Annotated in this window: 24 protein-coding genes, 1 tRNA gene and 1 pseudogene; 11 read left to right on the top strand and 15 right to left on the bottom strand. The window is 64.0% G+C overall.

Features of this window, described 5'->3' with window-relative positions:
* The first annotated feature begins 5 nt into the window (after positions 1 to 5).
* A complete protein-coding gene (locus AC1GI4_RS01565) occupies positions 6 to 782 on the top strand; it encodes an NYN domain-containing protein (protein ID WP_433910545.1) in 777 nt (258 codons plus the stop codon).
* A gap of 3 nt (positions 783 to 785) precedes the next feature.
* Here AC1GI4_RS01565 and AC1GI4_RS01560 read toward each other — a convergent pair whose 3' ends face one another.
* Positions 786 to 1,970 (bottom strand): sensor histidine kinase, encoded by a 1,185-nt coding sequence (locus AC1GI4_RS01560; protein ID WP_479628296.1) that lies wholly within the window; start codon positions 1,968 to 1,970, stop codon positions 786 to 788.
* A 149-nt stretch (positions 1,971 to 2,119) separates the two neighbouring features.
* Positions 2,120 to 3,799: an energy-dependent translational throttle protein EttA gene (gene ettA / locus AC1GI4_RS01555; protein ID WP_267432626.1), complete on the bottom strand. Its 1,680-nt coding sequence runs from the start codon at positions 3,797 to 3,799 to the stop codon at positions 2,120 to 2,122.
* A gap of 106 nt (positions 3,800 to 3,905) precedes the next feature.
* On the opposite strand from ettA, the gene AC1GI4_RS01550 reads away from it, so the two are divergent.
* From AC1GI4_RS01550 to AC1GI4_RS01535, 4 genes are all read left to right on the top strand, one after another.
* The gene (locus tag AC1GI4_RS01550; RefSeq protein WP_479628295.1) at positions 3,906 to 5,303 is read left to right on the top strand and encodes a M20/M25/M40 family metallo-hydrolase; all 1,398 of its coding nucleotides are present in this window, start codon (positions 3,906 to 3,908) and stop codon (positions 5,301 to 5,303) included.
* Between the two features lie 192 nt (positions 5,304 to 5,495).
* The gene (locus AC1GI4_RS01545) at positions 5,496 to 5,762 is read left to right on the top strand and encodes a hypothetical protein (protein ID WP_294275257.1); all 267 of its coding nucleotides are present in this window, start codon (positions 5,496 to 5,498) and stop codon (positions 5,760 to 5,762) included.
* A 160-nt stretch (positions 5,763 to 5,922) separates the two neighbouring features.
* Positions 5,923 to 5,998, top strand: a tRNA-Ile gene (locus tag AC1GI4_RS01540).
* 138 nt (positions 5,999 to 6,136) lie between these two features.
* Positions 6,137 to 6,541: a hypothetical protein gene (locus AC1GI4_RS01535; RefSeq protein WP_479628294.1), complete on the top strand. Its 405-nt coding sequence runs from the start codon at positions 6,137 to 6,139 to the stop codon at positions 6,539 to 6,541.
* A 182-nt stretch (positions 6,542 to 6,723) separates the two neighbouring features.
* Here the strand turns inward: AC1GI4_RS01535 and AC1GI4_RS01530 are convergent, their stop codons facing one another.
* The gene (locus AC1GI4_RS01530) at positions 6,724 to 7,650 is read right to left on the bottom strand and encodes an IS110 family transposase (RefSeq protein ID WP_479628293.1); all 927 of its coding nucleotides are present in this window, start codon (positions 7,648 to 7,650) and stop codon (positions 6,724 to 6,726) included.
* Between the two features lie 171 nt (positions 7,651 to 7,821).
* Between AC1GI4_RS01530 and AC1GI4_RS01525 the strand changes: the two genes are divergently transcribed.
* Complete coding sequence (locus AC1GI4_RS01525; RefSeq protein WP_479628292.1) at positions 7,822 to 8,235, top strand: hypothetical protein; 414 nt, start codon at positions 7,822 to 7,824, stop codon at positions 8,233 to 8,235.
* Positions 8,236 to 8,301: 66 nt separating this feature from the next.
* On the opposite strand, the pseudogene AC1GI4_RS01520 reads toward AC1GI4_RS01525, so the two are convergent.
* Positions 8,302 to 8,394: pseudogene (locus AC1GI4_RS01520) on the bottom strand (IS5 family transposase); the annotation flags it as partial.
* A gap of 871 nt (positions 8,395 to 9,265) precedes the next feature.
* Positions 9,266 to 9,880, bottom strand: a complete 615-nt coding sequence (locus AC1GI4_RS01515) for a PAS-domain containing protein (protein WP_433911314.1) — start codon at positions 9,878 to 9,880, stop codon at positions 9,266 to 9,268.
* A 160-nt stretch (positions 9,881 to 10,040) separates the two neighbouring features.
* On the opposite strand from AC1GI4_RS01515, the gene bfr reads away from it, so the two are divergent.
* Positions 10,041 to 10,562 (top strand): bacterioferritin, encoded by a 522-nt coding sequence (gene bfr, locus AC1GI4_RS01510; RefSeq protein ID WP_479628291.1) that lies wholly within the window; start codon positions 10,041 to 10,043, stop codon positions 10,560 to 10,562.
* A gap of 197 nt (positions 10,563 to 10,759) precedes the next feature.
* Here the strand turns inward: bfr and der are convergent, their stop codons facing one another.
* From der to AC1GI4_RS01485, 5 genes are all read right to left on the bottom strand, one after another.
* Positions 10,760 to 12,130 carry a ribosome biogenesis GTPase Der gene (der, locus tag AC1GI4_RS01505; RefSeq protein ID WP_294275263.1) on the bottom strand — a complete coding sequence of 457 codons (1,371 nt, stop codon included), beginning with the start codon at positions 12,128 to 12,130 and terminating at the stop codon, positions 10,760 to 10,762.
* Between the two features lie 94 nt (positions 12,131 to 12,224).
* Positions 12,225 to 13,547, bottom strand: a complete 1,323-nt coding sequence (locus AC1GI4_RS01500; RefSeq protein WP_433910542.1) for an outer membrane protein assembly factor BamB family protein — start codon at positions 13,545 to 13,547, stop codon at positions 12,225 to 12,227.
* Positions 13,544 to 14,245 (bottom strand): tetratricopeptide repeat protein, encoded by a 702-nt coding sequence (locus AC1GI4_RS01495; protein ID WP_479628290.1) that lies wholly within the window; start codon positions 14,243 to 14,245, stop codon positions 13,544 to 13,546. Before AC1GI4_RS01495 ends, AC1GI4_RS01500 begins: the two co-directional genes overlap by 4 nt.
* 84 nt (positions 14,246 to 14,329) lie before the next feature.
* On the bottom strand, positions 14,330 to 15,196 hold the full coding sequence (gene panB, locus AC1GI4_RS01490; protein ID WP_479628289.1) for a 3-methyl-2-oxobutanoate hydroxymethyltransferase: 867 nt from the start codon (positions 15,194 to 15,196) through the stop codon (positions 14,330 to 14,332).
* Positions 15,197 to 15,245: 49 nt separating this feature from the next.
* On the bottom strand, positions 15,246 to 15,590 hold the full coding sequence (locus tag AC1GI4_RS01485) for an ArsC family reductase (protein ID WP_479628288.1): 345 nt from the start codon (positions 15,588 to 15,590) through the stop codon (positions 15,246 to 15,248).
* A 55-nt stretch (positions 15,591 to 15,645) separates the two neighbouring features.
* Between AC1GI4_RS01485 and AC1GI4_RS01480 the strand changes: the two genes are divergently transcribed.
* The 3 genes from AC1GI4_RS01480 to AC1GI4_RS01470 all read left to right on the top strand — a co-directional run bounded on the left by AC1GI4_RS01480 (position 15,646) and on the right by AC1GI4_RS01470 (position 18,877).
* Entirely contained in the window at positions 15,646 to 16,008 is a 363-nt protein-coding gene (locus AC1GI4_RS01480; protein ID WP_479628287.1) for an excalibur calcium-binding domain-containing protein, read from the top strand.
* 64 nt (positions 16,009 to 16,072) lie between these two features.
* Complete coding sequence (locus AC1GI4_RS01475; protein WP_479630326.1) at positions 16,073 to 18,127, top strand: NAD(+) synthase; 2,055 nt, start codon at positions 16,073 to 16,075, stop codon at positions 18,125 to 18,127.
* Positions 18,128 to 18,232: 105 nt separating this feature from the next.
* A complete protein-coding gene (locus tag AC1GI4_RS01470; RefSeq protein WP_294275269.1) occupies positions 18,233 to 18,877 on the top strand; it encodes a GntR family transcriptional regulator in 645 nt (214 codons plus the stop codon).
* Positions 18,878 to 18,883: 6 nt separating this feature from the next.
* Here AC1GI4_RS01470 and AC1GI4_RS01465 read toward each other — a convergent pair whose 3' ends face one another.
* From AC1GI4_RS01465 to AC1GI4_RS01455, 3 genes are all read right to left on the bottom strand, one after another.
* The gene (locus tag AC1GI4_RS01465; RefSeq protein WP_479628286.1) at positions 18,884 to 20,182 is read right to left on the bottom strand and encodes an NAD(P)/FAD-dependent oxidoreductase; all 1,299 of its coding nucleotides are present in this window, start codon (positions 20,180 to 20,182) and stop codon (positions 18,884 to 18,886) included.
* Positions 20,182 to 21,186: a zinc-dependent alcohol dehydrogenase family protein gene (locus AC1GI4_RS01460; RefSeq protein WP_479628285.1), complete on the bottom strand. Its 1,005-nt coding sequence runs from the start codon at positions 21,184 to 21,186 to the stop codon at positions 20,182 to 20,184. The genes AC1GI4_RS01465 and AC1GI4_RS01460 overlap by 1 nt, the downstream gene beginning before the upstream one ends.
* Before the next feature lie 63 nt (positions 21,187 to 21,249).
* Positions 21,250 to 22,428: a chymotrypsin family serine protease gene (locus tag AC1GI4_RS01455; protein WP_479628284.1), complete on the bottom strand. Its 1,179-nt coding sequence runs from the start codon at positions 22,426 to 22,428 to the stop codon at positions 21,250 to 21,252.
* A gap of 135 nt (positions 22,429 to 22,563) precedes the next feature.
* Between AC1GI4_RS01455 and AC1GI4_RS01450 the strand changes: the two genes are divergently transcribed.
* Complete coding sequence (locus tag AC1GI4_RS01450; protein WP_479628283.1) at positions 22,564 to 22,788, top strand: hypothetical protein; 225 nt, start codon at positions 22,564 to 22,566, stop codon at positions 22,786 to 22,788.
* 116 nt (positions 22,789 to 22,904) lie between these two features.
* On the opposite strand, the gene AC1GI4_RS01445 is transcribed toward AC1GI4_RS01450, so the two are convergent.
* Together AC1GI4_RS01445 and AC1GI4_RS01440 are read right to left on the bottom strand one after the other, a co-directional pair.
* Complete coding sequence (locus tag AC1GI4_RS01445) at positions 22,905 to 23,495, bottom strand: alpha/beta hydrolase (RefSeq protein ID WP_479628282.1); 591 nt, start codon at positions 23,493 to 23,495, stop codon at positions 22,905 to 22,907.
* A gap of 78 nt (positions 23,496 to 23,573) precedes the next feature.
* Positions 23,574 to 23,993: a hypothetical protein gene (locus AC1GI4_RS01440; protein WP_294275275.1), complete on the bottom strand. Its 420-nt coding sequence runs from the start codon at positions 23,991 to 23,993 to the stop codon at positions 23,574 to 23,576.
* Positions 23,994 to 24,113 lie beyond the last annotated feature (120 nt).

Raw genomic sequence — 24,113 nt, 5'->3', positions numbered from 1 at the left:
GGGGCATGAACGCCCTGACCCGCAACATCGCGCTGCTCATCGATGCCGACAACGCCCAGTCGGCGGCCATCGACCCCGTACTGACCGTCCTGGCCGAGCTGGGTACGGTCAATGTCCGCCGCGCCTATGGCAACTGGTCCAAGCCCGGCCTCAAGGGTTGGCGCGATGTCATGGTCAAGCACGGGATCGAACCGCAGCAGCAGTTCGACCTGACCAAGGGCAAGAACGCCACCGACATGAAGATGACCATCGATGCGATGGACCTTCTGTTTCGCGGTCGAATCGACGGGTTCGGGATCATGTCCTCGGACAGCGACTTCATGCCGCTGGCGACCCGCATCCGTCAGGACGGTTTTCCGGTCTACGGCTTCGGGAACAGTCGCACGCCCGAAGCCTTCAAGCAGGCGTGCAGCCGCTTCATCGATGTCGGCGCCTTGATCGGCGAAGCGCCGCGACCTGCCAGCGCCAAGCCGACACCCGCCGATGTCCCCCTCGCCGACTCGCTGCCCCCGTCGATCGAACAGTCCAAGCGGACGGCGGGTACCCCCCGCCCCATCGATGACGAACTGCTGAAGCTGCTGGTCGACGCCTATAATTCGGTCAAGCGCGACGAACGCGGCTTTGCCAGCCTGTCGGCCATGGGCCAACTGGCAGGCAACCGATCGAGTTTCGATACGCGCAATTACGGGTTCAAACGCCTGTCCGACCTGATCGAAGCGGTGCCCAATTTCCAGACCGAGCGACGCGAGGATGGACGAACCTTCGTCAAACGCGTCCGATAGGGACTATTCCCTTGGGTCCGGCATGGTTAGCGTCGCACAGGTGCCCGGCCCGGCACCCTCGAAGCGCACCTCACCCCGCAGCTGCCGTGCAAGGCTGGTAATCATCCGCATTCCCAGACTGCGGCGCGAGGCGACCTTCATATCGAAATCGTCGGGCAAACCCCTGCCCCGGTCGCGCACCGACAATATGATCTGACCGTCGCGCGCGCGAAGTCCGACGTCGATTACGCCGCCCTCTTCGCCATAAGCATATTTGATCGCGTTGGTCAGCAACTCGGTCAGCATCAGCCCGATCGGAATCGCGATATCGGCGTTCATTTCGATCGCCTCGATATCGCAGTGAACCTCGTGGTCCTTGGCCTGCTGGGCCAGCTGGTCGGCGATGCCGCAAGCCAGGTCGTCGAGCGACACCATGCCAACCCGTTCGTTCCGCCAGAGCCGGTCATGGGTCTGGGCTATGGCGGCGATCCGCGCCTGGGCATCGTTCAGCATCCTGAGGACGCGGGGATCGTCATCCTCCTGCTTCTGGAGATTGAGCATGGCAGACACGAGCGCCAGGCTGTTCTTCACCCGATGGCTCGCCTCGCGCGTCAGCAGCTGCTGATGCTCGACCGCCTCGGCCAGTCGGCGCTCGGCCTCCTGCCGTTCGATCGCCACGCCGATCAGGTTGGCAAAACCCTGCATGAACGCCAGATCGGCTTCCTCGAACCGGCCTTCGTCAGGGCTGTCGACCTCGAGCACGCCATAGCGCTGGCCGGATGCCTCCACGAGCACGTTGATCGCACGACGGATCTTGTGATCGGCCATGAACTGTGGCGTGCGGAACCGCTCTTCCTGATCCAGATGGTTGGAGATGACGGGCTGTCCGGTGTGCAGCGCAAAGCCGGCAGGCGACCCCATATCGGTTCGCATCTCGGTCGACCCCACGACGCCCGGCCCCCAGCCGACCCCGGTGCGGACGAGAAGCGTTTCCTGATCCGCCTTGTATTCTAAGAACTTACAGAAGGAAGATCGCATACCTTCTGCACACAGCTCCGTCGCGCGCTGCAACATCGGATCCAGGTCGCGGGCGCGCAACGCCTCGATCCCGAAGGCGGCGAGGACCGATTGCTGGCGGAGCCGATAATGTAACTGCCCTGCGCTGGCGACTTCCCGATCCTCGCCCGGCGCCTGCTCCACTACCGCCATTCCCAACCGCGCCCTTTTGTTACCCTGTCGTTATAACGACCAAGATGGGAATTGGCCGCATCGGTTTAAACCCGTTGCCCGAACCGGATACGACAACGCCCTCCCCGATCGCTCGGGAAGGGCGTCGCATGGAAGCCGGAACGCTCGGATCAGCGCGTCAGCTTCTTATAGGCCAGACGGGTCGGACGGTCGGCCGCATCACCCATGCGGCGACGCTTGTCCTCTTCGTAGGATTCGTAATTGCCCTCGAACCACTCGACATGGCTGTCGCCTTCGAACGCCAGGATATGCGTGCAGAGGCGATCGAGGAAGAAGCGATCGTGGCTGATGACCACGGCGCAGCCCGCGAACGTCTCCAGCGCCTCTTCGAGCGCGCGCAGCGTTTCCACGTCGAGGTCGTTGGTCGGTTCGTCGAGCAGCAGGACGTTGCCGCCCTCCTTCAGCATCTTGGCCATGTGAACGCGGTTGCGCTCACCGCCCGACAGCTGGCCGACCTTCTTCTGCTGGTCGGGGCCGCGGAAGTTGAACGCACCTACATAGGCGCGCGTGCCCAGCTCCTGCTTGCCGAAGCGGAAGACCTCAAGCTCGTCGGAGATTTCCTGCCAGACATTCTTGTTGGGATCGAGCTCGTCGCGGCTCTGGTCGACATAGCCCAGCTTGACGGTCGAGCCGATCTCGATCGTACCCGCATCGGGCTGTTCCTGGCCGGTGATGAGCTTGAACAGCGTCGACTTGCCCGCGCCGTTCGGCCCGATCACGCCGACGATGCCGCCCGGCGGCAGCATGAAGTCGAGATTTTCGAACAACAGCTTGTCGCCATAGGACTTGGTGAGTCCCTTGGCCTCGATCACCTTGCCGCCCAAACGTTCCGGGATCTGGATCAGGATCTGCGCCTTGCCCGCGACGCGGTTCTCCTGCTTCTCCATCAGCTCCTCGAACGCACGGATACGCGCCTTCGACTTGGTCTGGCGGGCCTTGGGCGTCTGACGCATCCAGGCCAGCTCGTCGGCGATCGCCTTCTGCTTGCCCGCCTCGTCGCGCTCTTCCTGCTCCAGCCGCTTGGCCTTCTTTTCCAGATAGCCGGAATAGTTGGATTCGTAGGTGTAGTAACGACCGCGATCGAGCTCGAGCACCCAGTTCACGACGTTATCCAGGAAGTACCGGTCGTGGGTCACGAGGATGACGTTGCCGGTATATTCCTTGAGGTAATTCTCAAGCCACGACACGCTCTCGGCGTCGAGGTGGTTGGTCGGTTCGTCGAGCAGCAGGATGTCGGGCTTTTCGAGCAGCAGCTTGCACAGCGCGACGCGGCGCTTCTCACCACCCGACAGGCGGGTGACGTCGGCATCGCCGGGCGGGCAGCGCAGCGCTTCCATCGCCTGTTCCAGCTGGCTGTCGAGCGACCAGCCGTCGACCGCGTCGATCTTGGCCTGAAGCTCGCCCATCTCTTCCATCAGGGCGTCGAAATCGGTGTCGTCCTTCGGGTCGCCCATTTCGGCCGAGATGGCGTTGAAACGATCGACCAGATCGGCGATCGGGCGAACGCCGTCCTTGACGTTGCCCATCACGTCCTTCGACGGATCGAGCTGCGGCTCCTGCGCCAGATAGCCGACGCGCACGCCATCGGCGGCCCAGGCCTCGCCGGTGAAGTCGGTGTCCATGCCCGCCATCACCTTCATCAGCGTGGACTTGCCCGCGCCGTTCGGGCCGATGATCGCGATCTTCGCGCTCGGCAGGAACTGAAGGTGGATGTTGTTCAGGACAGGCTTGTTGGCGCCGGGGAAGGTCTTGGTCAGACCCTTCATCACATAGGTATATTGGACGGCCATGGCGGCGCGGGGCTCCGTGCTTTTGCGACTGTGGGATATTTGCCCGCCCATGTAGTGGGTGCGCGGGCGGTTGGCAAACGGGACCGGCTGCGCAACACTTGGCCCCATGAAGCGCTTTCTTCTCGCGGCCTTGACCGCCTCCGCCCTGTCCTCGCCCACCCTGGCACAGCGGACCCCGCCGCCCCCGGCCGCGATGGTCGCGCCCGAGGTCGATCGCCTGCGCGATGCCGCGTTGAACGACACCGTGGCCTGGGACATCGTCGAGGGACTGACCACCGAAGTCGGCCAGCGGTTGGCGGGCACCGAGGCGGAGGCGCGCGCGCGGGCCTGGTCGGTGGCCAAGCTGACCGCGCTGGGCTTCAAGAATGTCCGCATCGAGCCGTACCGGACGCCCGTCTGGGAGCGGGGCGCCGAAAGCGCCGAGATCCTCGCGCCTTTCCCGCAGAAGCTGACACTGGCCGCGCTCGGCAATTCGGGCGCGACGCCCGCAACCGGCCTGACCGGCGAGGTCGCCGTGTTTCCCAGCATGGCGGCGTTCCAGTCCGCCCCCGACAGCGCGATCAGCGGCAAGATCGTCTATATCGGCAATGCGATGCCCCGCACGCAGGACGGATCGGGCTATGGCGCCTATGGCACCGCGCGTTTTACCGGCCCTGCCCTTGCGGCGAAGCGCGGGGCGATCGCGATTGTCATCCGATCGATCGGCACCGACCATCATCGTTTTCCCCATACAGGCACGACCAATTTTCCCGAAGGCGTGAAGCCCATCCCCGCCGCGGCCCTTTCCGTGCCCGATGCCGAGCAGTTGGAGCGAATCGCGAGCCGTGGCCAGCCGGTTCGCATGAAGCTGGTCCTGACCCCGCGCATGGTCGGCACCCGCGAATCGGGCAACGTCATTGCCGAAGTGCCGGGCAGCGATCCTTCCGCCGGGATCGTACTGGTCGGCGGGCATTTGGACAGCTGGGACCTGGGCACGGGCGCGATCGACGACGCCAGCGGTATCGCCATCACCGCCGCGGCCGCCAAGCGGATCATGGATGCGGGCCAGCCGCGCCGTACGATCCGCGTCGTGTGGTTCGGGGCCGAGGAAGTCGGCGGCATGGGCGGGGAAGCCTATGCCAAGGCGCATGCCGGTGAACGCCATGCCAGTGCATCGGAAAGCGACTTCGGCGCGGATCGCGTCTGGCGGTTCGAGGTCAATCTGCCCGCCACCGCAAAGCCGGTTGCCGACCGGCTCCAGACGGCGCTGGCGCCGTTGGGCATTACGCGGGGCAGCGGCCTGGGTGGCGACGGCACCGATATCGGCCCGACGCTGAAGCTGGGCACGGCCGCGATCGATCTGAACCAGTCGGGATGGGATTATTTCGATACCCATCACACGCCCGACGACGTATTGGACCGCGTCGATCCGGCGGCCTTGCGCCAGAATGTCGCGGCATGGACGACCATGCTCGCGGTCGTCGCCAACGCGCCGGAGGCCATCGGCCCGGTCACACCGCGTTGAGATGTCAGTTTTCCGTTCACGGTTTGGTAACGCCAACGCCTTGAAAATGCCTGATCCGTGCCATCGGTTCGTCGCGAACCTTGCGATCCGATGAATTTTGCGGATTGACCGCGATGAACCGCACGTTATTTGAGCCGCTTCGCGACGGCATTCGGGCCGGCCGCGATTTTTGCTTTGCTTGGGAGCATTCGAATGAAGAAGATCGCTTTCGTTCTCGCTGCCGCCGGCCTGATGTCCGTCGCTGCCTGCAACAAGTCGCCTGAAGCTGCCGCTGTTGAGAACAACGCGGACATGCTGGCCGACAACATGGAAATGCAGGCTGACAACATGGAAGCCGTTGCCGACAACACCTCGAACGCCGCTGCTGCCGCGACCCTCGAGAACGCTGCCGACAACATGAACGCCGCTGCCGACAACGTCCGTGACGCTGCCGACGCCAAGGCGGACAACATGCAGTAATAGCCGCCTCGGACCTTCGGGTCCGAAGCGCCGACTGCTATGTCGGAAAAGGGCGCCTCCCTCGCGGAAGCGCCCTTTTTCTTTGTCCGATTTCCTGTGCAAAACATGCTCGGCGGCGCTTGCGAAGGCCGCCCGCATCACGCTAACGACAATGTCGGTGGGGCCTGTAGCTCAACGGTTAGAGCTGGCCGCTCATAACGGCTAGGTTGCGGGTTCGAGTCCTGCCGGGCCCACCAAAAATACACGTTAAGTGATTGCAGTTAATAGGTTTTTGTAAATTATTTGTCTAACCCGGACCGCGATGTACTGCGCTGGTGGGCCTGAGGCAGCTATCGCCCAATAGCGGACGCTCGATGCAGTGGGTAGGATGGGTGATGGACGACGTAGAATCTCCGCCCTGGACGCTGGCTCAACACCTCGCCGCTGGCTCAACCGCGATCATGCAAATCGAAGCTGATCTTCTGCATAAGGCTCCAGAGCCTGTCTGCCATCACTTCTACGAAGTTGACCCCGTCGATCCGAGGGCGGTCAGCCAAGAGGCAACCTACCGCCATCTTGTGCCACTGTTCGCTTCGTTGGGGTTAGGCTTTTTGCCTGATCGGCTCGAAGCGTGGGAGACAGTCAGGCCGCAAATCGCGTGGCTTCACAGCCGCGTTCCAGCGATTCTAAAGGCCGCGAAGACATCGGGGTTGGTGTATCAAGGCTGGACGTGGGAACCTCGTGATCGTCAGCCGATTGGCGCTTCCGATATCCAGGTAATCAATAATCGAACCGCTTGATGCCCGACTACTGAATCTCTGCTATCCCTTTAGGATCGAATGTTCCGCTTCCGCCCACTTGCGGACATCCGCCATTGCAGCAACATCGCGTTCAATGAGTGGAGGGTACAGAACAAAGATGTAATCGGCCCTCGGGTGTAATTGAGAAATGGCATTCATCATAAAGGGGGCAACTGTGATGCTCATGAGAGAGCGATAGGCTGTCGCTTTCGGATCATGGCGTTGAGGATGACGAGGAGTTGGCGTGCGACGGCGATAAGGATGGTCTTTGGCGCCTTGCCTTTGGCTCGCATCCTGTCGCGCATAGCGGTGAGGACGGGGATGCGCCGTGAGGCATTGAGGGCGGCGATGTAGAGGGCTTCGCGGACCTTGCGCCGCCCGCCCCAAATGCGCCTGGCGCCGCGCCATGTGCCACTTTCGCGGGCGTGGGGAGCGAGGCCGGCGAGCGAGGCGATCTTTCGACGGCACAGCGTGCCGAGTTCGGGAAGTTCACCGAGCAGGGTTGCCAGGACGGTGGGCCCGATGCCGGGAACAGCCGTCAGCAGCTGGGCCTGTTCGGACAGGGCCCGATCCTGGGCGATGAAGCCTGCGATCTGGCGGTCGAGCTGGGCGATCTGCTGGCTGAGCAGGTCGATCATGGCTTCGATGGCTTGTGCGATTTCGGGTTGGCCTGCGCTGTGGCGATGCAGCTTTTCGGCTTTGCGCATGTCGACCAACTGTCTGCGGCGACGCAGGAAATCGGCCAGGCGTGAACGGGCAGGGCTGAGCGGGATGGTAGCGGGCAGGTTCAGCGCTGCGCCCATCTGCGCGAGCACGCGGGCATCGACGCGGTCAGTCTTGGCCAGCGTGCCGGTGGCTCTGGCGAACTCGCGGGCCTGACGCGGATTGACGCGCGAGAAGGGATGGCCGCGTGTCGCCAGCGCGGCGATCAGGTCACCGTCGCAACCACTGGTCGCCTCGAAGACAAGGCGGATGTCGTGGTCGAGCGTGTCGAGCCAGACGGCGATGGCATCCGGTGTATTGGCGATCCGCCCGATCCGGCCCGATGGCAGCTCGCAGATGTCGATGACGGCACGCGAAAGGTCGCAGCCGATAACGGCTTGTGGCATGGTATAGGCTCCTGTCCATGTCGTGCGGGATCAGCAGTCCCAAGCAACTGTTCAGGGTTGTGACCAACGCGGAAGGGACCCTTGCTCCCTATCGGGCTCCAGACCCTCGGGGGGGACGGGCTCCCTTCCGCAACATCTTCATACCACCGTCGCATCAGACAGGGGGGGGGCATGCATCACGTGTTGGCAATTTTGCGAATATCTCTAATTTTTGGATTTGTGGCTCTTGTCTCCTGCCATAAAGGACCAGAGAAATTTGAGAATGCGACAGTTATTGCAATAAAATTCGACGAGGGCCCTACAAGCGCATATTTCGCAGAGAACCCTCATGATCTTATGGGTCTTGATTGGAAAATAGGGTGTCGGGATTGTGAAAAGGCTTACCGTGATGTGTTGCTTGAGGATGGAGGAGCACCATATAGGTGTAGTTATATCATGACCGTATCCGGCGTATTTTTTCCGCGAACATTGCCCCAGGACAAGATTTTCCCGCAGCCACTGGGCACGATAGAAATTGGAAAGGTGGTGAAACGTCCGAAACTTTTAGAGTGTAAGCGTGATGTCTTAGACCTAATACATAAATGACATGAAATTTGAATAGCTAGAAACTTTGCTGCGATTTCATGATTGATTAGGGTCAGGGCTCGTTGATCAGAGCCAGAAGATGACGGTGGCAGCGAGGGCGATGGCGGCGAAGAAGGCAGTGGGGCAGCAATCGTAGCGGGTGGCGACCCGGCGCCAGTTCCCGGCCTTCGCCGGGGCAGGCTCTGCCCGTTGGTCCACGGATGGGCCGCGAGATCACGCTGGAAGTAAAGGCGGGGGCGAAGGCGCCGGTGGCGCTGCTGAAAAGGAGCGGCTGGCACGTGGCAGCGCCGAATGCGGCGTGAATCGGATGAAATTCCTAGGGCCGCTCTCGCCCAATAGCGGGCATTCAGCCTTCGTTGTCTTCGTAGAATGTGCTGCCTGTATTCGGCAGTGATCGAAGCTCTCGAAGGCTAATTCGACACGCGCTTTCCACGGACATTGTCGGAGCGCGGCTTCGCCAGAAAGGCGCGGAAGCTCCGACAGTAAACTCGCGTCGGAGCCGTTCCAGCACCTTGGCAGCTGCTCGGCTTTCTGTAGCGGCGAATGCGTGGCGAGTGGTGTAAAAGCCGCGACTGTCTGGGGCGGCGTCAGGGTCGCGCCCATGAACCATGAAGCGATAGAACGGCATCACCATCAAATGTGCCCTGCCTTTCTCGGCGTGGCAACTGAGGTCCGCTTTCCACCAATTGCAGACATCTGTCGGTTATGCGATCCCGAGATATGGGCTGGCTCGCAGAACTAATTCTCCAAGGTTTTTGGGAAGGCGCTGTCGAGGTAGCCTATCGGAAATGGGGGTGGCTCGGCGGAGGTGTCGCATTCCTATTTCCCCCCATTTTAATCGTACTGATGATTTGGGTCTTAGTCCGCTGACGCCCAGAACCGGACGCCGACTATCACTCGAAAAAGGTTAGACATCGTTTACCCGGCACTAAGGGGCCTGTCATTGTGAGATTGGCGGGTTAGACAACTTAAATAACTGTAAATATTGAGCTATTTCACACCTGCCGGGCCCACCAACCGTTCGATCCGCTTACGCGATGTGTAGCGAAGCGTGGTTGATCCGGCTGATTTCGACCAGCACATCGGACGTTTCGATCGAGAGGTCGCGAACCTCCGCCGCCACCACGGCGAATCCGCGTCCTTCGTCGCCCAGCCTCGCCGCCTCGATACTGGCATTCAGTGCGACGAGCCGCGTGTTCGCGGATATACGACCGACGCGTTCCAGCATGGCCGCTGTCTGACGGGTCAGGTCATCACGCCGTTCGTTGACACGCTTCAGGTTTCGTTCGTGGGTCACGTCAACGAAGGTCAGCACGGCGCCGCGATCGGCCTGCGGATGGTAGGTGATTTCGAGGACCTTCCCATCATCGAACTGATGATCGAATTGCCGCCGTACGCCTTCGCGTGCCCATTCCCGATGGTTTTGCAGAATGCCCGCTTTGCGGTCCTGCGGCCAGCCGACGATATTACCGATACGATCGATATAATCCGTCAACGTGCAGCCGACGATCACGGCGTTATCGGCCAAGCCGAACATGCGACTGACATACGGGTTTATCAGGACGATTTCCTCATCCCGGTCATAGATCACGATGCCGTGACGCAGATATTCCATGACCAGCGCCAGCTGCTCCGCTGCATTCACCGACAATGATCGCCCCCGAACCTCATAATCTATGTTACCGATAGCATGACCTACCGGAAATGAAAGCGCTTCGCATTTTTACTTATGAAATCGGCCTTGCCGGGCCTGTTTCCGCTCTTCTAAAGTGATACGAAAAATTCGTGCATGAAGGACGAGAATAATGGCAGTTAAAGGCGATTCGAAGGTCATCGAGTTTTTGAATGAGGCGCTCAAGAACGAGCTGACCGCCATCAACCAGTATTTCCTGCACTATCGGCTGCTCGATCACTGGGGCGTCTACAAGCTGGCCCAGTTCGAGTATCACGAGTCGATCGACGAGATGCGCCATGCCGACTGGCTGGCTGAGCGCATCCTGTTCCTGGACGGCCTGCCCAATTTCCAGCTGCTGGGTCGCCTGCGCATCGGCGAGACGGTCGAGGAAGTGCTCAAGGGCGATCTCGCCATCGAGGTCGAGGCCGTCGCGCAACTCAAGGAAGCCATCGCCTATTGCGAGCAGGTCCGCGACTATGTCAGCCGCGACCTGTTCCAGCGCATCCTCGCCAGCGAGGAAGAGCATGTCGACACGCTGGAACGCCAGTTCGAGATGATCGCGCGCATGGGCATCCAGAACTATATCCAGCTGAACGCCATGGCGGAGAACGATGCGCCGAAGTCGGGCGCGGCACCGCATCTTCAGGGATGAGGTTTGTGGGGGGCGGGTCTGACGGCCCGCCCCTATCCTTTTGGAGACCCCGTGCCATTGTCTGCCCCCACGCCCGTTCAGCCTGAGCGAAGTCGAAGGCCACGGACTAAAACCAGATCAAGGCTATTGAAATCTGTCTGCCCTTGGCCTTCGAATTCGCTCAGGCTGAACGGAGCGTGGGAGTAAGGTCGCCCCGCTCAGTCCTTCTTGCCGAACGGATTCTTGGGCGCGCGCAACGTCAGGCGCACCGGCACCGCGCCGAAGCCCAGCTCCCGCCGCATCGAATTGACCAGATAGCGTTCATAGCTGGCGGGCAGCTGATCGACCCGGGTCCCGAAGATCACGAAGCTCGGCGGACGCGACTTTACCTGGGTGACATAGCGCAGCTTGATCCGCTTGCCGCCCGGCGCGGGTGGCGGGTTGGCCTCGACCGCCCGCTCGAACCAGCGATTGAGTTCGCCGGTGGGCACGCGCTTCGACCAGGCAGCCCGGGTTTCGAACGCCGCCTCGATCAACGTATCCAGCCCCTTGCCGGTCGCGGCCGACACGGCAAGCAAGGGCACGCCCTTGACCTGGCTGAGCCCGTCTTCCAGCGCCTTGCGCACGCCGTTGAACAGTGACGACGGATTTTCCGCCACGTCCCATTTGTTGAGCGCGATCAGCAGGGCGCGGCCCTCTTCCAACACGCGGTCGGCGATGCGCAGATCCTGTGACTCCAGCCCTAGAGTCGCATCGAGCAACAGCACGACGACCTCGGCGAAATCGACCGCGCGCAGGGCGTCGGCCACCGACAGCTTTTCCAGCTTATCCTGCACCTTGGCCTTTTTGCGCATCCCGGCAGTGTCGATCAGGCGCACCTGCCGCACTTCGCCGTCGCGGTCATGCCATTCCCAGTCGATCGCGATCGAATCGCGCGTGATCCCGGCTTCCGGCCCGGTGATGAGGCGGTCCTGCCCCAAGAAACGGTTGATGAGCGTCGACTTGCCCGCATTTGGACGGCCGACGATCGCCAGCTTCAACGGCGCGAAGGGATTTTCGAGATCGACCTCCTCTTCTTCCTCGACCTCCCGGTCGATGAAGGGGAGCAGCGCCTCGAACAGGTCGCCCACGCCTTCGCCATGTTCGGCGGACAATTGGACCGGATCGCCAAAGCCCAGCGCCAGCGCCTCCAGGATGCCCTGTTCGGCGGCGCGCCCTTCCGCCTTGTTGGCGGCGAGCACGATCGGGGTGTCCGAACTGCGCAGCCAGCGGGCGATTTCCTCGTCCAGCGGCATGACGCCCGCACGGGCATCGACTAGGAACAGCGCGACATCGGCCTCGCTGACCGCCGCCTCGGTCTGGCGACGCATGCGGCCGGGGAGCGTGTCGGGATCTTCATCCTCGTAACCGGCGGTATCGATGATACGGAAATCAAGGCCGAGCAAGTGCGCGTCGCCTTCGCGCCGGTCACGCGTCACGCCGGGCCGGTCGTCGACCAGCGCCAACTTCTTTCCGACCAGACGATTGAACAGCGTCGACTTGCCGACATTGGGACGGCCGACGATCGCGACGATAGGGAGATTAGCCATCGCCGTCCGTTAGCGAAAGGCGAGCCTTTCGTCACGCGTATAGCGGTACAAATGTGCCGCCCCGTGGAACAAATGTCCCACGGGGCGAAATGGCTTACCGATAGGCGGCGATCCGCCCCCGTTGGTCCAGGACGTAGAGCGTCCCGTTGGCCACGATCGGAGGCAGCGCGAACGGCGTCTTGCCGTCGACCGTCGCCTGGATCGATCCGTCCCCCGGATTGGCATAGACGATCTGGCCTTCGGAATTGGTCAGGATCAAGCGATTGCCCGCCAGCACCGGGCCGAACCAGGTGATCGCGCCGGTCTTCTTCTTTTCCTTGTGGAAACGCTGAAGCTGGGCGATCCAGCGCGCCTTGCCGCTCGAGCGGGCCAGCGCGACCAGACGCGCGTCGTCGGTGACCAGGAAAATCCACTCGCCCGCAATCCAAGGCGTCGAGAGACCGGCGAAATTCTGTTCCCACAGACGCTGGCCGGTCGACAGTTCGAGCGCCACCATGCGCCCGCCCTGACCCAGCGCATAGACGCGGCCCTGGTCGATCACCGGCGCGGCATCGATGTCCGACAGCGTCGACACCGAGGTCGAGATGCTGGTCCGCGACAGCGCGTCCTGCCACAGCAGACGCCCGTTTTCGTAGCGATAGGCGTTCAGCTCACCGCTCGAGAAACCGGCGACGACGGTGCCCTGGCTGGCGGCCGGAGCCGCAACGCCGTACACGCCCTGCGTCTCGAGCGTTCCCTGCCCGGCCCAGACGATCTTACCATCGGCCTGGTTGATCGCGTAAAGCTGATTGTCCTGAGTCAGGACATAGACATTGCCATTGGCGATGGTCGGCGACCCACGCAGCGGGCCGCTGGGCTTGGCGCGCCACAGAACCTTGCCGTCGGCGGCGTTGGCCGCGATCACGTCGCCCAGACCGTCGGATGCGAAGACCGTGCCGCTGTCATAGCTGGCGCCGCCACCGAAGCGGGCAAGACGGTTCTGGTCGCCCTCGGTGACCGCCGTCGACCACAGGCGCGCGCCCGTGTCGGCGTTCATCGCGACGAGATTACCCTCGACATCGACGACGAACAGCTTGCCCTCGGCGACGACCGGCGGAGCACCCAGCGGATCGCGGGCCGAGCCGCCGTTGATCGACGCTTCCCAAATCCGCTTGGGCTGCTCACCCAGAGCGAGCTGCCCCATCGACTTGGAGGCATTGCCGCCCGGCTGCGACCATTCCGGGTTCGTCTCGGGCGCGGGGAGAAGGACCTGGACGTCGGCGATCGTCTTGTCCGCCTCGACCCCCGTTTCCGAAACCAGGATCGGCACGCGGTTACCGACGGTCGGCGTCTTCTTGGGCGCGCTCTTGAATACCCCGCAGGCGCCCAGCGCCATCAGCGCGGCGAGCGCTGCCGAGGTGCGGAAATGCTTCGTCATTGGGTCTTGGTGTCCTCACTCTGGCCGACCGCGTCGACCCCCAATACGCCGGCCATCTGAACCGCACGTTGCCGCAACGTATCGGGCACATCCTTGTCGCTGGCAATCTGGCCGAACAGACGGCCTGCCTGATCGCGCTTGTTCATCCGCAGATAGGCCACCGCGACCATCTCGCCCGCGCTGCCGAAATAGGCGTTGCCGGGCACCGCCATGCCGCTCAATCGCGAGACGACCGCCTCAGGCTTCAGCGTGTCATATTCGGCCATGGTCTGGCGGATCACCGCCAGATCGCGGAACGGCTGGGCCAGCGACGTGTCGTTGGCGATGGCGGCAAAGCGCGCCGCGGCGCCCTTCATGTCGTCGCGCTGGAGCAGGATATCCGCCTGGGTGAACTCGGCGAGCGCGCGGTAAGCGTCGACATCGGTGGTCGACAGCGCCTTCAGCTTTTCGCCCGCCGTCTTGGTGTCGTTCTGACCCAGCGCGTCATAGGCCGCCTGCAACTGCTCGCCATCGACGCCCGCCGCCTGATGCTGGCGGTGCTGCCAATAAAGATAGCCGCCGAACACGGCGAGCGCGATCACGACCGCCGCGCCGACGATAAGGCCCCAGCGGGTCCAGAAGGTCGTCAGCCTTTCGCGACGCAGTTCGTCGTCGACCTCGCTCAAAAAGGCCTGGCTGGATTGGGGCGTTAGGGCCAAGACGGGCTCCGCTATTCTGGATCAGGGCAAGATAGAAGCCGCGACCTTTAGCGAGGAGCGGCCCCCGTGGGAAGCGGGCTTGGCTTATCCCCCATCGCGCGGCGCATAGACCTGCTCCGGTCCCGGAAAGCGCCGAGTACGGACATCCTCGGCATAGGTGCGCGCCGCCTCGCCGATCCGATCGCCCATCGTCTCGTAACGGCGTACGAAGCGCGCGGTGCGGTCGAACAGGCCGAGCATATCTTCGCCCACCAGCACCTGTCCGTCGCACTCCGCCGAGGCGCCGATCCCGATGGTGGGGCAGGCGATCCGCTTGGTGATCTCGATAGCGATCGGCTCGACCACGCCCTCGATCACCACCGAGAAGGCGCCCGCCTCGGCGATAGCGACCGCATCGGCGATGATCTTCTCCGCCTCTTCGGGCGTACGGCCGCGCGCGCCATAGCCGCCGAGCACGTTCACGGCCTGCGGCGTCAAACCGACATGACCCATGACGGGGATGCCGCGCTCCACCAGGAAGCGCACGGTCGGCGCCATCGCGACGCCACCCTCCAGCTTGACCGCCGCCGCGCCGGTTTCCTTGAGCAGCCAGGCGGCATTCTCGAACGCCTTTTCGGGGCTCGCCTCATAGCTGCCGAAGGGCAGGTCGATCACGACGACCGCATGATAGCTGCCCCGGACGACCGCAGCACCATGCGCCGCCATCATCTGCAACGTGACCGGCACGGTTGAGGGCAGGCCATAGATCACCTGCCCCAGGCTGTCGCCGACCAGCAGCATGTCGCAATGCGGGTCGAGCAGCTGCGCCGACCGCACGGTATAGGCGGTCAGCATCACCAGCGGCGTCCCGCCCTTGGCGCGACGGACGGCGGGCACGGTCAGCCGCTTCATCGGCGCTGGCGTGGGATTGGCGCGGCTGGTCGCGGTGTCGAGCGTGTAGGTCGTGGACATGCCCATCCCTCTACTCCGCCAAAGCTACACGCTCCACCCCTTTGAGCCGTCAGAAGATTTCGGCGTAAGCCTCGGGCTTGAACCCGACCGTCAGCGTGCCGTCGCGGTCGAGAACGGGCCGCTTGATGAGCGAGGGCTGCGCCTGCATCAGGCGGATCGCCTTGTCGGCATCGATATCCTGCCGATCAGCCTCATCGAGTTTCCGAAAGGTCGTACCCGCCCGGTTGAGCAGCTTTTCCCAGCCAACCTGATCGACCCAGCGGCGAAGCGTTGCTTCGTCGATGCCGTCGGCCTTGTAGTTGTGGAAACGATACTCGACGCCGTGCTGGTCCAGCCAGACACGGGCCTTCTTCATCGTGTCGCAATTGGGGATGCCGTAGATTGTGGTGGCCATGGGCCATTCTCCGATGTCGATTGCCATACGACGCTTCGATAGAAGTTCGGATACGGTGAACCAATTGTTTATCTATCTCGCGCATCTCCAATCCATGCGGACGTCCACAATTCTTACCATCACCGGGGCGATCATGGTCGGCGCGGTCGTGGGCTTCGGAACAGCGCCCACCCAGCATGGAGGGCCTGGAGATACGACCGCGGCGGTCGTCGACGCATCTCAAGCCATGCTGGCCGATGCGGCCGTTGCAGCCCATATCAAGCGCCGCCGCGAACCGCAGGCCGGAGACCATTGGGCGGGATGTAACGATGCCCGCGCCGTCGGCACGGCCCCGATCTACCGGGGCGAGCCTGGTTACGACGAGACGATGGACGGCGATGGCGACGGAATTGCCTGCGAACCGCGCCCCGACGCGTGACATACCGACCGCTGGCGGGCCACGCGGGGTAGCGCCTCCCTTCCTGCCCCGCTATTTCGGCAGGATGCAGGACCACCCCTTCTACGCGCTCCACACCCATGGCCTGATCCGCGTCGCCGCTGCGACGCCCACCGCTTCGGTGGGGGATGCCCAGGCCAATGCGCAGGCCATGCTCGATCTGGCGCGCAAGGCGGATGATGACGGAGTCGACCTGATCGTCTTTCCCGAATTGTCGCTGACCTCCTACGCGATCGACGATCTGCATTTGCAGGGGGCGATGCACGCGGCCACGCTGGCGGCGCTGGGTGAGATGGTGGATGCCAGCGCGGCGCTGTCGCCGGTCCTGCTGGTCGGCGCGGCGCTGCCCCGCAACGGACGGCTATACAATTGCGCGGTGGTCATCGCGCGGGGGCGGATCCTGGGCGTGGTGCCCAAGACCTTCCTGCCCAATTACCGCGAATATTACGAAAAGCGCTGGTTCGCGAGCGGCGCGGGCCTGACGGGCCTGACCATCGAACTGGACGGGCAAAGCGTGCCCTTCGGCACCGACCTGATCTTCGCCGCCGAGGATGTGCCGGGCTTCGTCATCCACGCCGAGATTTGCGAGGATTACTGGGCGCCCACCCCGCCCTCGACGCTAGGCGCGCTCGCCGGGGCGACGATCTGCTGCAATCTGTCGGCATCGAACATCGTCATCGGCAAGGCGCGCGACCGGGCGATGCTGGCCGGCGCTCAATCGGCGCGTGCGACTTGCGCCTATGTATATTCGGCCGCCGGGATCGGCGAGAGCACGACCGACCTGTCCTGGGACGGCCAGGGCCTGATCCATGAGCTGGGCGAGACGATCGCCGAATCCGGCCGCTTCCTGCGCGAACCCGCGCTCACCACCGCCGATATCGATGTCGAGCGTATCATGCAGGAACGGATGCGCTTCGGCACCTTCAACGATGCCGCCACCCTTTCGGGCCATCCCGAACAACGTTTCCGCCGGATCGGCTTCGTGCACGGCGCCGAGGTCAGCGACCATGGCCTGCGCCGCCCCGTCCACCGCTTCCCCTTCGTGCCCGATGATCCCGCCCGGCGCGATGCGGACTGCTACGAAGCCTATAACATCCAGGTCGAGGCGCTGGCGAAGCGGCTCGAGGCCAGCCGCGCGGAGACTTTGGTCATCGGCGTATCGGGCGGGCTCGATTCCACCCATGCGCTGATCGTCGCGGCGAAGGCGACCGACCGGCTGGGCTGGCCGCGCGAGCGTATCCTGGCCTTCACCATGCCGGGCTTCGCGACAAGCGAAGGCACGAAGGCCCATGCCTGGGCGCTGATGCGCTCGCTGGGCGTCTCGGCGGAGGAGATCGACATCCGGCCCGCCGCGCACCAGTTGCTGGAGGATATGGGGCATCCCTTCGCACGGGGGGAGCCGGTTCATGACGTGACGTTCGAGAATGTGCAGGCGGGCCTGCGCACGGACTATCTATTCCGCCTGGCCAACCAGCGCGGCGGCATCGTGCTGGGTACGGGCGACCTGTCGGAACTGGCGCTGGGCTGGTGCACCTATGGCGTGGGCGACCAGATGAGCCATTATGCGGTCAATGCGGGCGTGCCCAAGACCCTGATCCAGTTCCTGATCCGCTGGTGCATCCGCACCGGCCAATATGACGACGCGACCAATCAGGTGCTCGCCGCGATCCTGGCGCAGGAAATCTCGCCCGAACTGGTTCCCGCCGATGCCAGCGGCGCGATGCAGTCGACCGAAGCGATGATCGGCCCCTACGCGCTCAACGATTTCTTCGCGCATTACGTCATCCGCTATGGCCTGAAGCCGTCGAAGATCGCATTCCTGGCCTGGCACGCTTGGCATGATGCCGGAGCGGGCGGCTGGCCCGAGGATCTGCCGCAGGACGCGCGGGTCGCCTATGACCTGCCGACGATCCGACACTGGCTGGAGCGTTTCCTGACCCGCTTCTTTCAGACCAGCCAGTTCAAGCGATCCGCCCTGCCCAACGGCCCCAAGGTATCGGCGGGCGGCGCGCTTTCCCCACGCGGGGACTGGCGGGCACCGTCGGACGGCACCGCTTCGGCCTGGTTGCAAGAACTTAGCGAAGCTGTTCCGCCCATGTAATACACACTTGGCACGCCGCGATGATCGGGTCTATGTTGCCGCGCTAAACCGTCACATTTACCGCTAAATACAGGCTCCTCCCGGCCTGTCGGCACGAGAGAAATCATGAGCCTTGTCGTTCGCACCCTGTCGGAGCAGATCTTCACGATCATTCGCGAGCGGATCATCAGCGGCGATCTGCCCGAAGAGCAGCCGATCCGGCAGGACGCGCTGGCCAATGAACTGGGCGTTAGCAAGATCCCCTTGCGCGAGGCGCTCGCCCGGCTGGAGCAGGAAGGACTGCTGACCAGCCAGGCCAATCGCGGCTTTTTCGTCCGCTCGCTAGGTGCGGGAGAGGCCGAGGAGATTTATGAACTCCGCCTGGCCCTGGAGCCCGATGCCGCAGCCCGTGCCTCGCGGGTCGCCACGCCCGACGATCAGGCCGCCGCGCGCGAGGCACTGAGTGCGCTGGATGTCGCCGCGCGGGATGCACTGCACGAGGTCGCCCATCGCAATCGCGCCTTCCACCTGGCGCTGGTCCGTCCGCTCGGGGCGGCTCTGACCTTCCAGCTGATCGAGCGGCTACAGGTTCTGGCCGAACGCTATGTCGTCCAGCATCTGAAGCCCGCCGGTCGCGAGGACCGTGCGCATGAGGAGCACCACGCCCTGCTCGAGGCCTGGCTCGCGCGGGACGAGGCGCAGGTGGCAGGCTTTCTGCGCGAGCATATCGGCGCGACGCTGATCGATCTTCGCGCGCAACTCAGTCGCTGATCTCGCTCAGCTCGACGGGCGAGAATGGGGCGTGGTGATGATCCGGGCACCCCGCCGATAGGTCAGATAGCGCCACAGCCATTGCAGGCTGACCCGGATACGCTGCGCGAAATTGACCAGCAGCACGACGTGGACGATCGCCCATAGCATCCAGGCCGGATAGCCCCTCATCCGGAAACGCTCGAAATCGAAGATGGCAGCGTGACGCCCGATGATCGCGGCATTGCCGCGATTACGGAAGCGAAACGGCTTGGTAGCCGTACCGCCGGTCAGCTGCGCCCGTAGTGCCTTGCCCAGATAATTGCCCTGTTGCTGGGCGACCTGCGCCAAACCGGGCAGAGGCTTGCCCTCTTCGTCCAGGCAGGCGGCGACGTCACCCAGTGCATAGACATTTTCCAGCCCTTCCACACTGAGGTCGGATCGTACGGCCACCCGGCCACCCTGCCCCGGCGGCACGCCTAGCAGCTTGGCCGCCCCGGTCGGCGCGACGCCCGCGCCCCAGAGCACGGTACGTGCCGGGATGAACCGTCCTCCGGCGGTCAATCCTTGCTCGGTAATCGACTCGACCGGCATATCGGTCATCACTTGGACGCCCAGCCGTTTGAGCGCGCGTTCGGCATAGGTGGCGAGCGAATCGGGAAAGGCCGACAGGATACGGGGCCCGCCCTCGACCAGTATGATCTTTGCGGTTTCCGGCCTGATCCTGCGAAAATCGGAGGTCAACGCATGGCGTCCGAGTTCGGCGACCGACCCCGCCAGTTCGACGCCGGTCGGGCCGCCGCCGACGATGATGAAGGTCATCAACGCCTCGCGATCCGCGGCCCCGTCGCGCTCCGCTTCCTCGAACGCCCCCAGCACGCGCGATCGGATGACCCGCGCCTCTTCGATCGACTTGCAGGCAGGGGCATGGCGGCGCCATTCGTCATGCCCGAAATAGCTGCTGGTCGAGCCCGTCGCGACAACCAGCCGATCATAGCGAAGCGTTTCGCCCGTGGCCAAGGCGAGTTCCCGCGATTCGGGATCGACCCGCGCCACCTCGCCCAACACGACCCGGATATTGGGGTAGCGGCCCAGCACATGACGGATCGGCTCCGCGACATCGGCGGGGGACAGGGCAGCGGTCGCCACCTGATAGAGGAGCGGCACGAACAGGTGGTAGTTGTTGCGATCGATCACCGTGACCCGCACCGGGGCGCGCGCCAGCCGCTGCGCCGTCGCCAGCCCGCCAAAGCCAGCGCCAACGATCACGACATGCGGCCAGTTGGGGTCGATACCGGCGCCCGCCATATCCCGCTCCCCCGCCATCAGAAGGTTACGGCAATCTTGCCGAAATGCCCGCCCCTTTCCTGAAGGCGAAAGGCATCGGCCAGTTGATCCAGCGCAAAGCAGCGGTCGATCACGGGTCGGAACGCCGCCTCATCCAGCGCGCGGACGAATTCCATCTGCATCCGGCGGCTGCCGACGATCAGGCCCTGCAACCGAGCCTGCTTGCTCATGAGGGTCGCCGTGGGAACGTCGCCCGCAAAGCCGGTCAGCACCCCGATCAGGTGGATATGCCCGCCGATGCGAACCGCGTCGATCGACTGGGCCAGCGTTCCCGGCCCACCGACCTCCACCACATGGTCGACGCCTTCACCGGCCCAGTCATGGACCAGCTTTCCCCATTCCGAATGGGTGCGATAGTTCATCGTATGCGCGGCCCCCAGCGATCGCGCCCGTTCCAGCTTTTCGTCGGAGGAAGAGGTGACGATGACCTGCGCGCCCATCATGCGAGCGATCTGAAGCGCCCAGATCGACACGCCACCCGTGCCGAGGACGAGCACCCGGTCCCCGGCCTTCAACCCGCCATCGACGACCAGGCTTCGCCAGGCTGTCAGCCCGGCGGTGGTGATCGTTGCCGCTTCCGCGTGGTCATAGCCCTTGGGAGCCCGGGTGAAGGCGGTGGCGGGCGCCATCACCAGTTCGCAGGCATAGCCATCGATCCCGTCCCCAGGAACACGCAGGAAATCGCCGATGCGCGGCGGACCTTCCTGCCAGTCGGGAAAGAAGCAGGAGGCGACCGCATCGCCCGCAACGAAGTCGCTCACGCCTTCGCCCACCGCCTCGACGATGCCTGCACCGTCCGCCATGGGGATGCGGCCATCCTCGGTCGGCATCCTGCCCGATACCACGCCATAGTCATGATAGTTGAGCGAGGTGGCATGGAGCCGGACCCGGATCATGCCCGGTCCCGGCGCACCGGGATCGGGTCGTTCGATCATCCTCAAACGGTCCAGCCCGCCGGGTGCATCGAGGATCATCGCCTTCATGCCGTCGCCTTCATCGCTGTCTGCCAATGAAAAACCAACGCTGCTGCGGCGCAATGCGATCCCTCAGCCGGTCGCCAGCAACCACCCGTCGGGCAGGAAATCGAGCGACATATAGTAGTAAAAGGCACAACTGCCGTCTCCGCCGCGATAGCTGCCGCCCTTGACGATGCCGTAGGCGGTGCCGCCCAGAAAGACCGGGCCGCCGCTGTCGCCGCTGCGACAGGTCGGCCCGCGCACCGCGACCCAGGTCGGGGTACAGGCGCCGCCGCACAAATCCCCGGCAGGCGCGAAATCGGGTATCCAGACCTCTGCGCAGCTATAGCCCGTGCGTTCGCCCCGATGACAGACGATGTCGCCCGCGCGAGTCTGATCGCGGGATCGCGCACCCGTGACGGTTCGGCTGATCGTCTTGGCCGTATCGCTCCAGAAGGCAGGCGGCAGCGTCACCGGGCTGCCGTTCACCTGCACATCCTGATAGCCCCATCCCCATTGCCCGAGGAACGGCAACGGATGCTCGCGGCGCTCGGGATCGGTCCAGACCAGGTTATCCGGGCAATGGGCGGCGGTCACGACGGCGCTGGCAGCGCTTCGGCGGACCACGAACCCGCTGGTGCAGGCATAGCGACGGCCGTTGGCGGGATCGATGCCGGTCAGCCGCGCGCCGCCCTGAAGGTCGGCCAGATCGATGTCGGGCGCGTCCAGCGTCGCGATCCGCACCGGCACACCCGCGATCCGCGCGATCCGATCGCGCAGGGCATCGCCCGGCTCCGCTGCGGCATCGGCTTGGCCCACCATGACGACGAGCGCCCCGATCCGGGGATCGACGCCCATACCCGGCGGCTGGATCAGGCTCGCGCGGATTTCGGTCTGGTGAAGCGCGAGCGCGGTGACGAGTTGCTCGTGCGTGGCATAGGCCCCGGTACGGAAGCGAACCAGCACCGGACTTCCGGCAAGCTGTACCACCCGGTCGGCGACAGGTTCGTCGCCGGTCAACAAGACATCGATATGGAAGGGCGCGTGCCCCACCGACACGCCCGCAAGGCGACCGGAAAATTCGACCTTGAGCGCATCGGTCAGTGGCACCGACGCGTCCTGCAACGCCAGTTCGCGCCCCGCTGCCACCGGGGTCTGGCCGGAGATCGCCGCATATTGCGCGGCATCCAGTGCCAACGCCGCGCCACCATACAGCGGCGGCCTGTCCTGCGCCGATGCACCGCCAGCCATCAGCATCAGCGCGGTCATCACCAGTGACAGGAAAGCCCATCTATCCCGTCGACAAGATTTGCGTTGATTATATCCCATCGATTTGGTGTGTATTACTCATGTGGAGCCGATTAGCGGCGATACACCGGAAAAACCACCAAGGGGACCGAATTGATGTTGCGACGCCATGCCCTTCCGCTGCTTCTGATCGCATCCGCGCTCCCGCTGGCCGCCTGTTCCAAGTCGGAGCCTGCAAACAGCGCAGCCATCGACAATGGCGGCGTGGCGAATGACGAAATTCTCGCCAATGACGAAGGGCCCGCTGACGGCAATGTGGCGCTCGGCAATGACGTGCTGCTCGACAATGAGACCGCGTCGGCGGGTACGAACGCCAGCTAGACTTTTCTCCGGTGGCGCTGGGCCTTCGGGCCCGGTCACCGCTCCTGCCTCGCCTAAGGAAGCTCCCTGTGGCGATCAACTGGCCCGGCGGCACACCTCCGCCGGGCCTTTTTGCGTCACCGCTCGGGGATACCCAGCGTACGCAGGACACGCAGATCCTGCTCGACGACCCCGGCCGAAAGACGCTCGATCAGCCGTTGGGCCTGGCGCCACATCCCCGTCGGTTGAGGCGTAGCGCGCGGCGGGGACACTAGGCGCCCGCCGCAGATCGTCGCCAAAGCAGGCCCGTGCACGGCACCGTCGACGACCAGCGATGGAAAGGGCAAGAGCGCCTCGGGCGAAGCAAAAAGCTCGCCGCTCTGTCGGTGCAGTGCGTCGACCGACGATGGCTGGAAGAACAGGGCGCCCGCCACTTTGGACACATAATCGCTGGGCGACAGCCGGGCCCACCAGATGCTGGCGAGGCAGGCCGCGCCCTCCGCGACCAGCAGCACGGCCTTGTCGGCATGTGCCACCGCATGGTCCAACCGGGTCGCCCATATATCCCTCGCCTCACGCGAGGCCGCGTCAAACGGGACTTGGATATCGCCCTGTCGGGGCCAGGCGAACAGATTTTCCCATGGCGTAGCCCGTTCGCCGCCCGGCCTGCCCGCCATGGGCAGGGTGATGATCGAGAAGGGATCGTTCAGACGCAGTCCAGCCGCCATGGATCTTCTCCGTCACTATCGACGTCCAAGGTACGTCAGTTTGGGAGAAGGGCAATAGGGCACGGACGCGCCCTCGCCTCACTCTGCCGCGACGGGGCGGGCGGATCGGCGCGAATCGCCGAGTGCGGTGGAGATGCTGTCGACCATCAGCTCATACTGGTCGGGGGAATAACCCGCAGCCAGGAATGCCCGGACCTCGTGCGACGGCACGCTATAGCCATGGTGCCAGCTCAGCACCGCCATGCGACGCAGCGACTCCAGCGAAGGATCGGCCAGGCGCGGGTTGCGCGCGTCGCCGAATATGCTGCCGATCGCCCGGGTCAGCTTGGTCGGCTCGCGCAGGCTGGACAGGCGATCCCGCCGGGCCAATGCCACCACCTGCCACTCTAGCGCGGACAGGCGCGCGTCGGGACGGATAGCGGCCGCACCCTGTTGTGCGACGGCGGCACCGACCGCAATCCGTGCGGCACCGATTTCCTGAAATGCGACATAGGCCATGCTGCGAACCCCTTTTCCGACGCGCGACATCCCGCCCCGGTCAGCACATGCCCGCCCGAGGAAGCGGCACCCGGCCGCCCATCCTGTTGTCTCGCCATTTGCGTGTCGAAGGTGACGATC

The sequence above is a fragment of the Sphingomonas sp. 77B genome, assembly GCF_056497825.1.
Note: the sequence above shows the minus strand (reverse complement) of the source record. Positions and strands in the feature narration are given on the sequence as shown.

Bases quoted from the DNA above. Each gene is read 5' to 3' on its own strand.
- AC1GI4_RS01565 (WP_433910545.1), top strand. From the start codon at position 6: ATGAACGCCCTGACCCGCAACATCGCGCTGCTCATCGATGCCGACAAC.
- AC1GI4_RS01560 (WP_479628296.1), bottom strand. From the start codon at position 1,970: ATGGCGGTAGTGGAGCAGGCGCCGGGCGAGGATCGGGAAGTCGCCAGC.
- ettA (WP_267432626.1), bottom strand. From the start codon at position 3,799: ATGGCCGTCCAATATACCTATGTGATGAAGGGTCTGACCAAGACCTTC.
- AC1GI4_RS01550 (WP_479628295.1), top strand. From the start codon at position 3,906: ATGAAGCGCTTTCTTCTCGCGGCCTTGACCGCCTCCGCCCTGTCCTCG.
- AC1GI4_RS01545 (WP_294275257.1), top strand. From the start codon at position 5,496: ATGAAGAAGATCGCTTTCGTTCTCGCTGCCGCCGGCCTGATGTCCGTC.
- AC1GI4_RS01535 (WP_479628294.1), top strand. From the start codon at position 6,137: ATGGACGACGTAGAATCTCCGCCCTGGACGCTGGCTCAACACCTCGCC.
- AC1GI4_RS01530 (WP_479628293.1), bottom strand. From the start codon at position 7,650: ATGCCACAAGCCGTTATCGGCTGCGACCTTTCGCGTGCCGTCATCGAC.
- AC1GI4_RS01525 (WP_479628292.1), top strand. From the start codon at position 7,822: ATGCATCACGTGTTGGCAATTTTGCGAATATCTCTAATTTTTGGATTT.
- bfr (WP_479628291.1), top strand. From the start codon at position 10,041: ATGGCAGTTAAAGGCGATTCGAAGGTCATCGAGTTTTTGAATGAGGCG.
- der (WP_294275263.1), bottom strand. From the start codon at position 12,130: ATGGCTAATCTCCCTATCGTCGCGATCGTCGGCCGTCCCAATGTCGGC.
- AC1GI4_RS01500 (WP_433910542.1), bottom strand. From the start codon at position 13,547: ATGACGAAGCATTTCCGCACCTCGGCAGCGCTCGCCGCGCTGATGGCG.
- panB (WP_479628289.1), bottom strand. From the start codon at position 15,196: ATGTCCACGACCTACACGCTCGACACCGCGACCAGCCGCGCCAATCCC.
- AC1GI4_RS01485 (WP_479628288.1), bottom strand. From the start codon at position 15,590: ATGGCCACCACAATCTACGGCATCCCCAATTGCGACACGATGAAGAAG.
- AC1GI4_RS01475 (WP_479630326.1), top strand. From the start codon at position 16,073: ATGCAGGACCACCCCTTCTACGCGCTCCACACCCATGGCCTGATCCGC.
- AC1GI4_RS01470 (WP_294275269.1), top strand. From the start codon at position 18,233: ATGAGCCTTGTCGTTCGCACCCTGTCGGAGCAGATCTTCACGATCATT.
- AC1GI4_RS01465 (WP_479628286.1), bottom strand. From the start codon at position 20,182: ATGGCGGGGGAGCGGGATATGGCGGGCGCCGGTATCGACCCCAACTGG.
- AC1GI4_RS01460 (WP_479628285.1), bottom strand. From the start codon at position 21,186: ATGAAGGCGATGATCCTCGATGCACCCGGCGGGCTGGACCGTTTGAGG.
- AC1GI4_RS01455 (WP_479628284.1), bottom strand. From the start codon at position 22,428: ATGACCGCGCTGATGCTGATGGCTGGCGGTGCATCGGCGCAGGACAGG.
- AC1GI4_RS01450 (WP_479628283.1), top strand. From the start codon at position 22,564: ATGTTGCGACGCCATGCCCTTCCGCTGCTTCTGATCGCATCCGCGCTC.
- AC1GI4_RS01445 (WP_479628282.1), bottom strand. From the start codon at position 23,495: ATGGCGGCTGGACTGCGTCTGAACGATCCCTTCTCGATCATCACCCTG.
- AC1GI4_RS01440 (WP_294275275.1), bottom strand. From the start codon at position 23,993: ATGGCCTATGTCGCATTTCAGGAAATCGGTGCCGCACGGATTGCGGTC.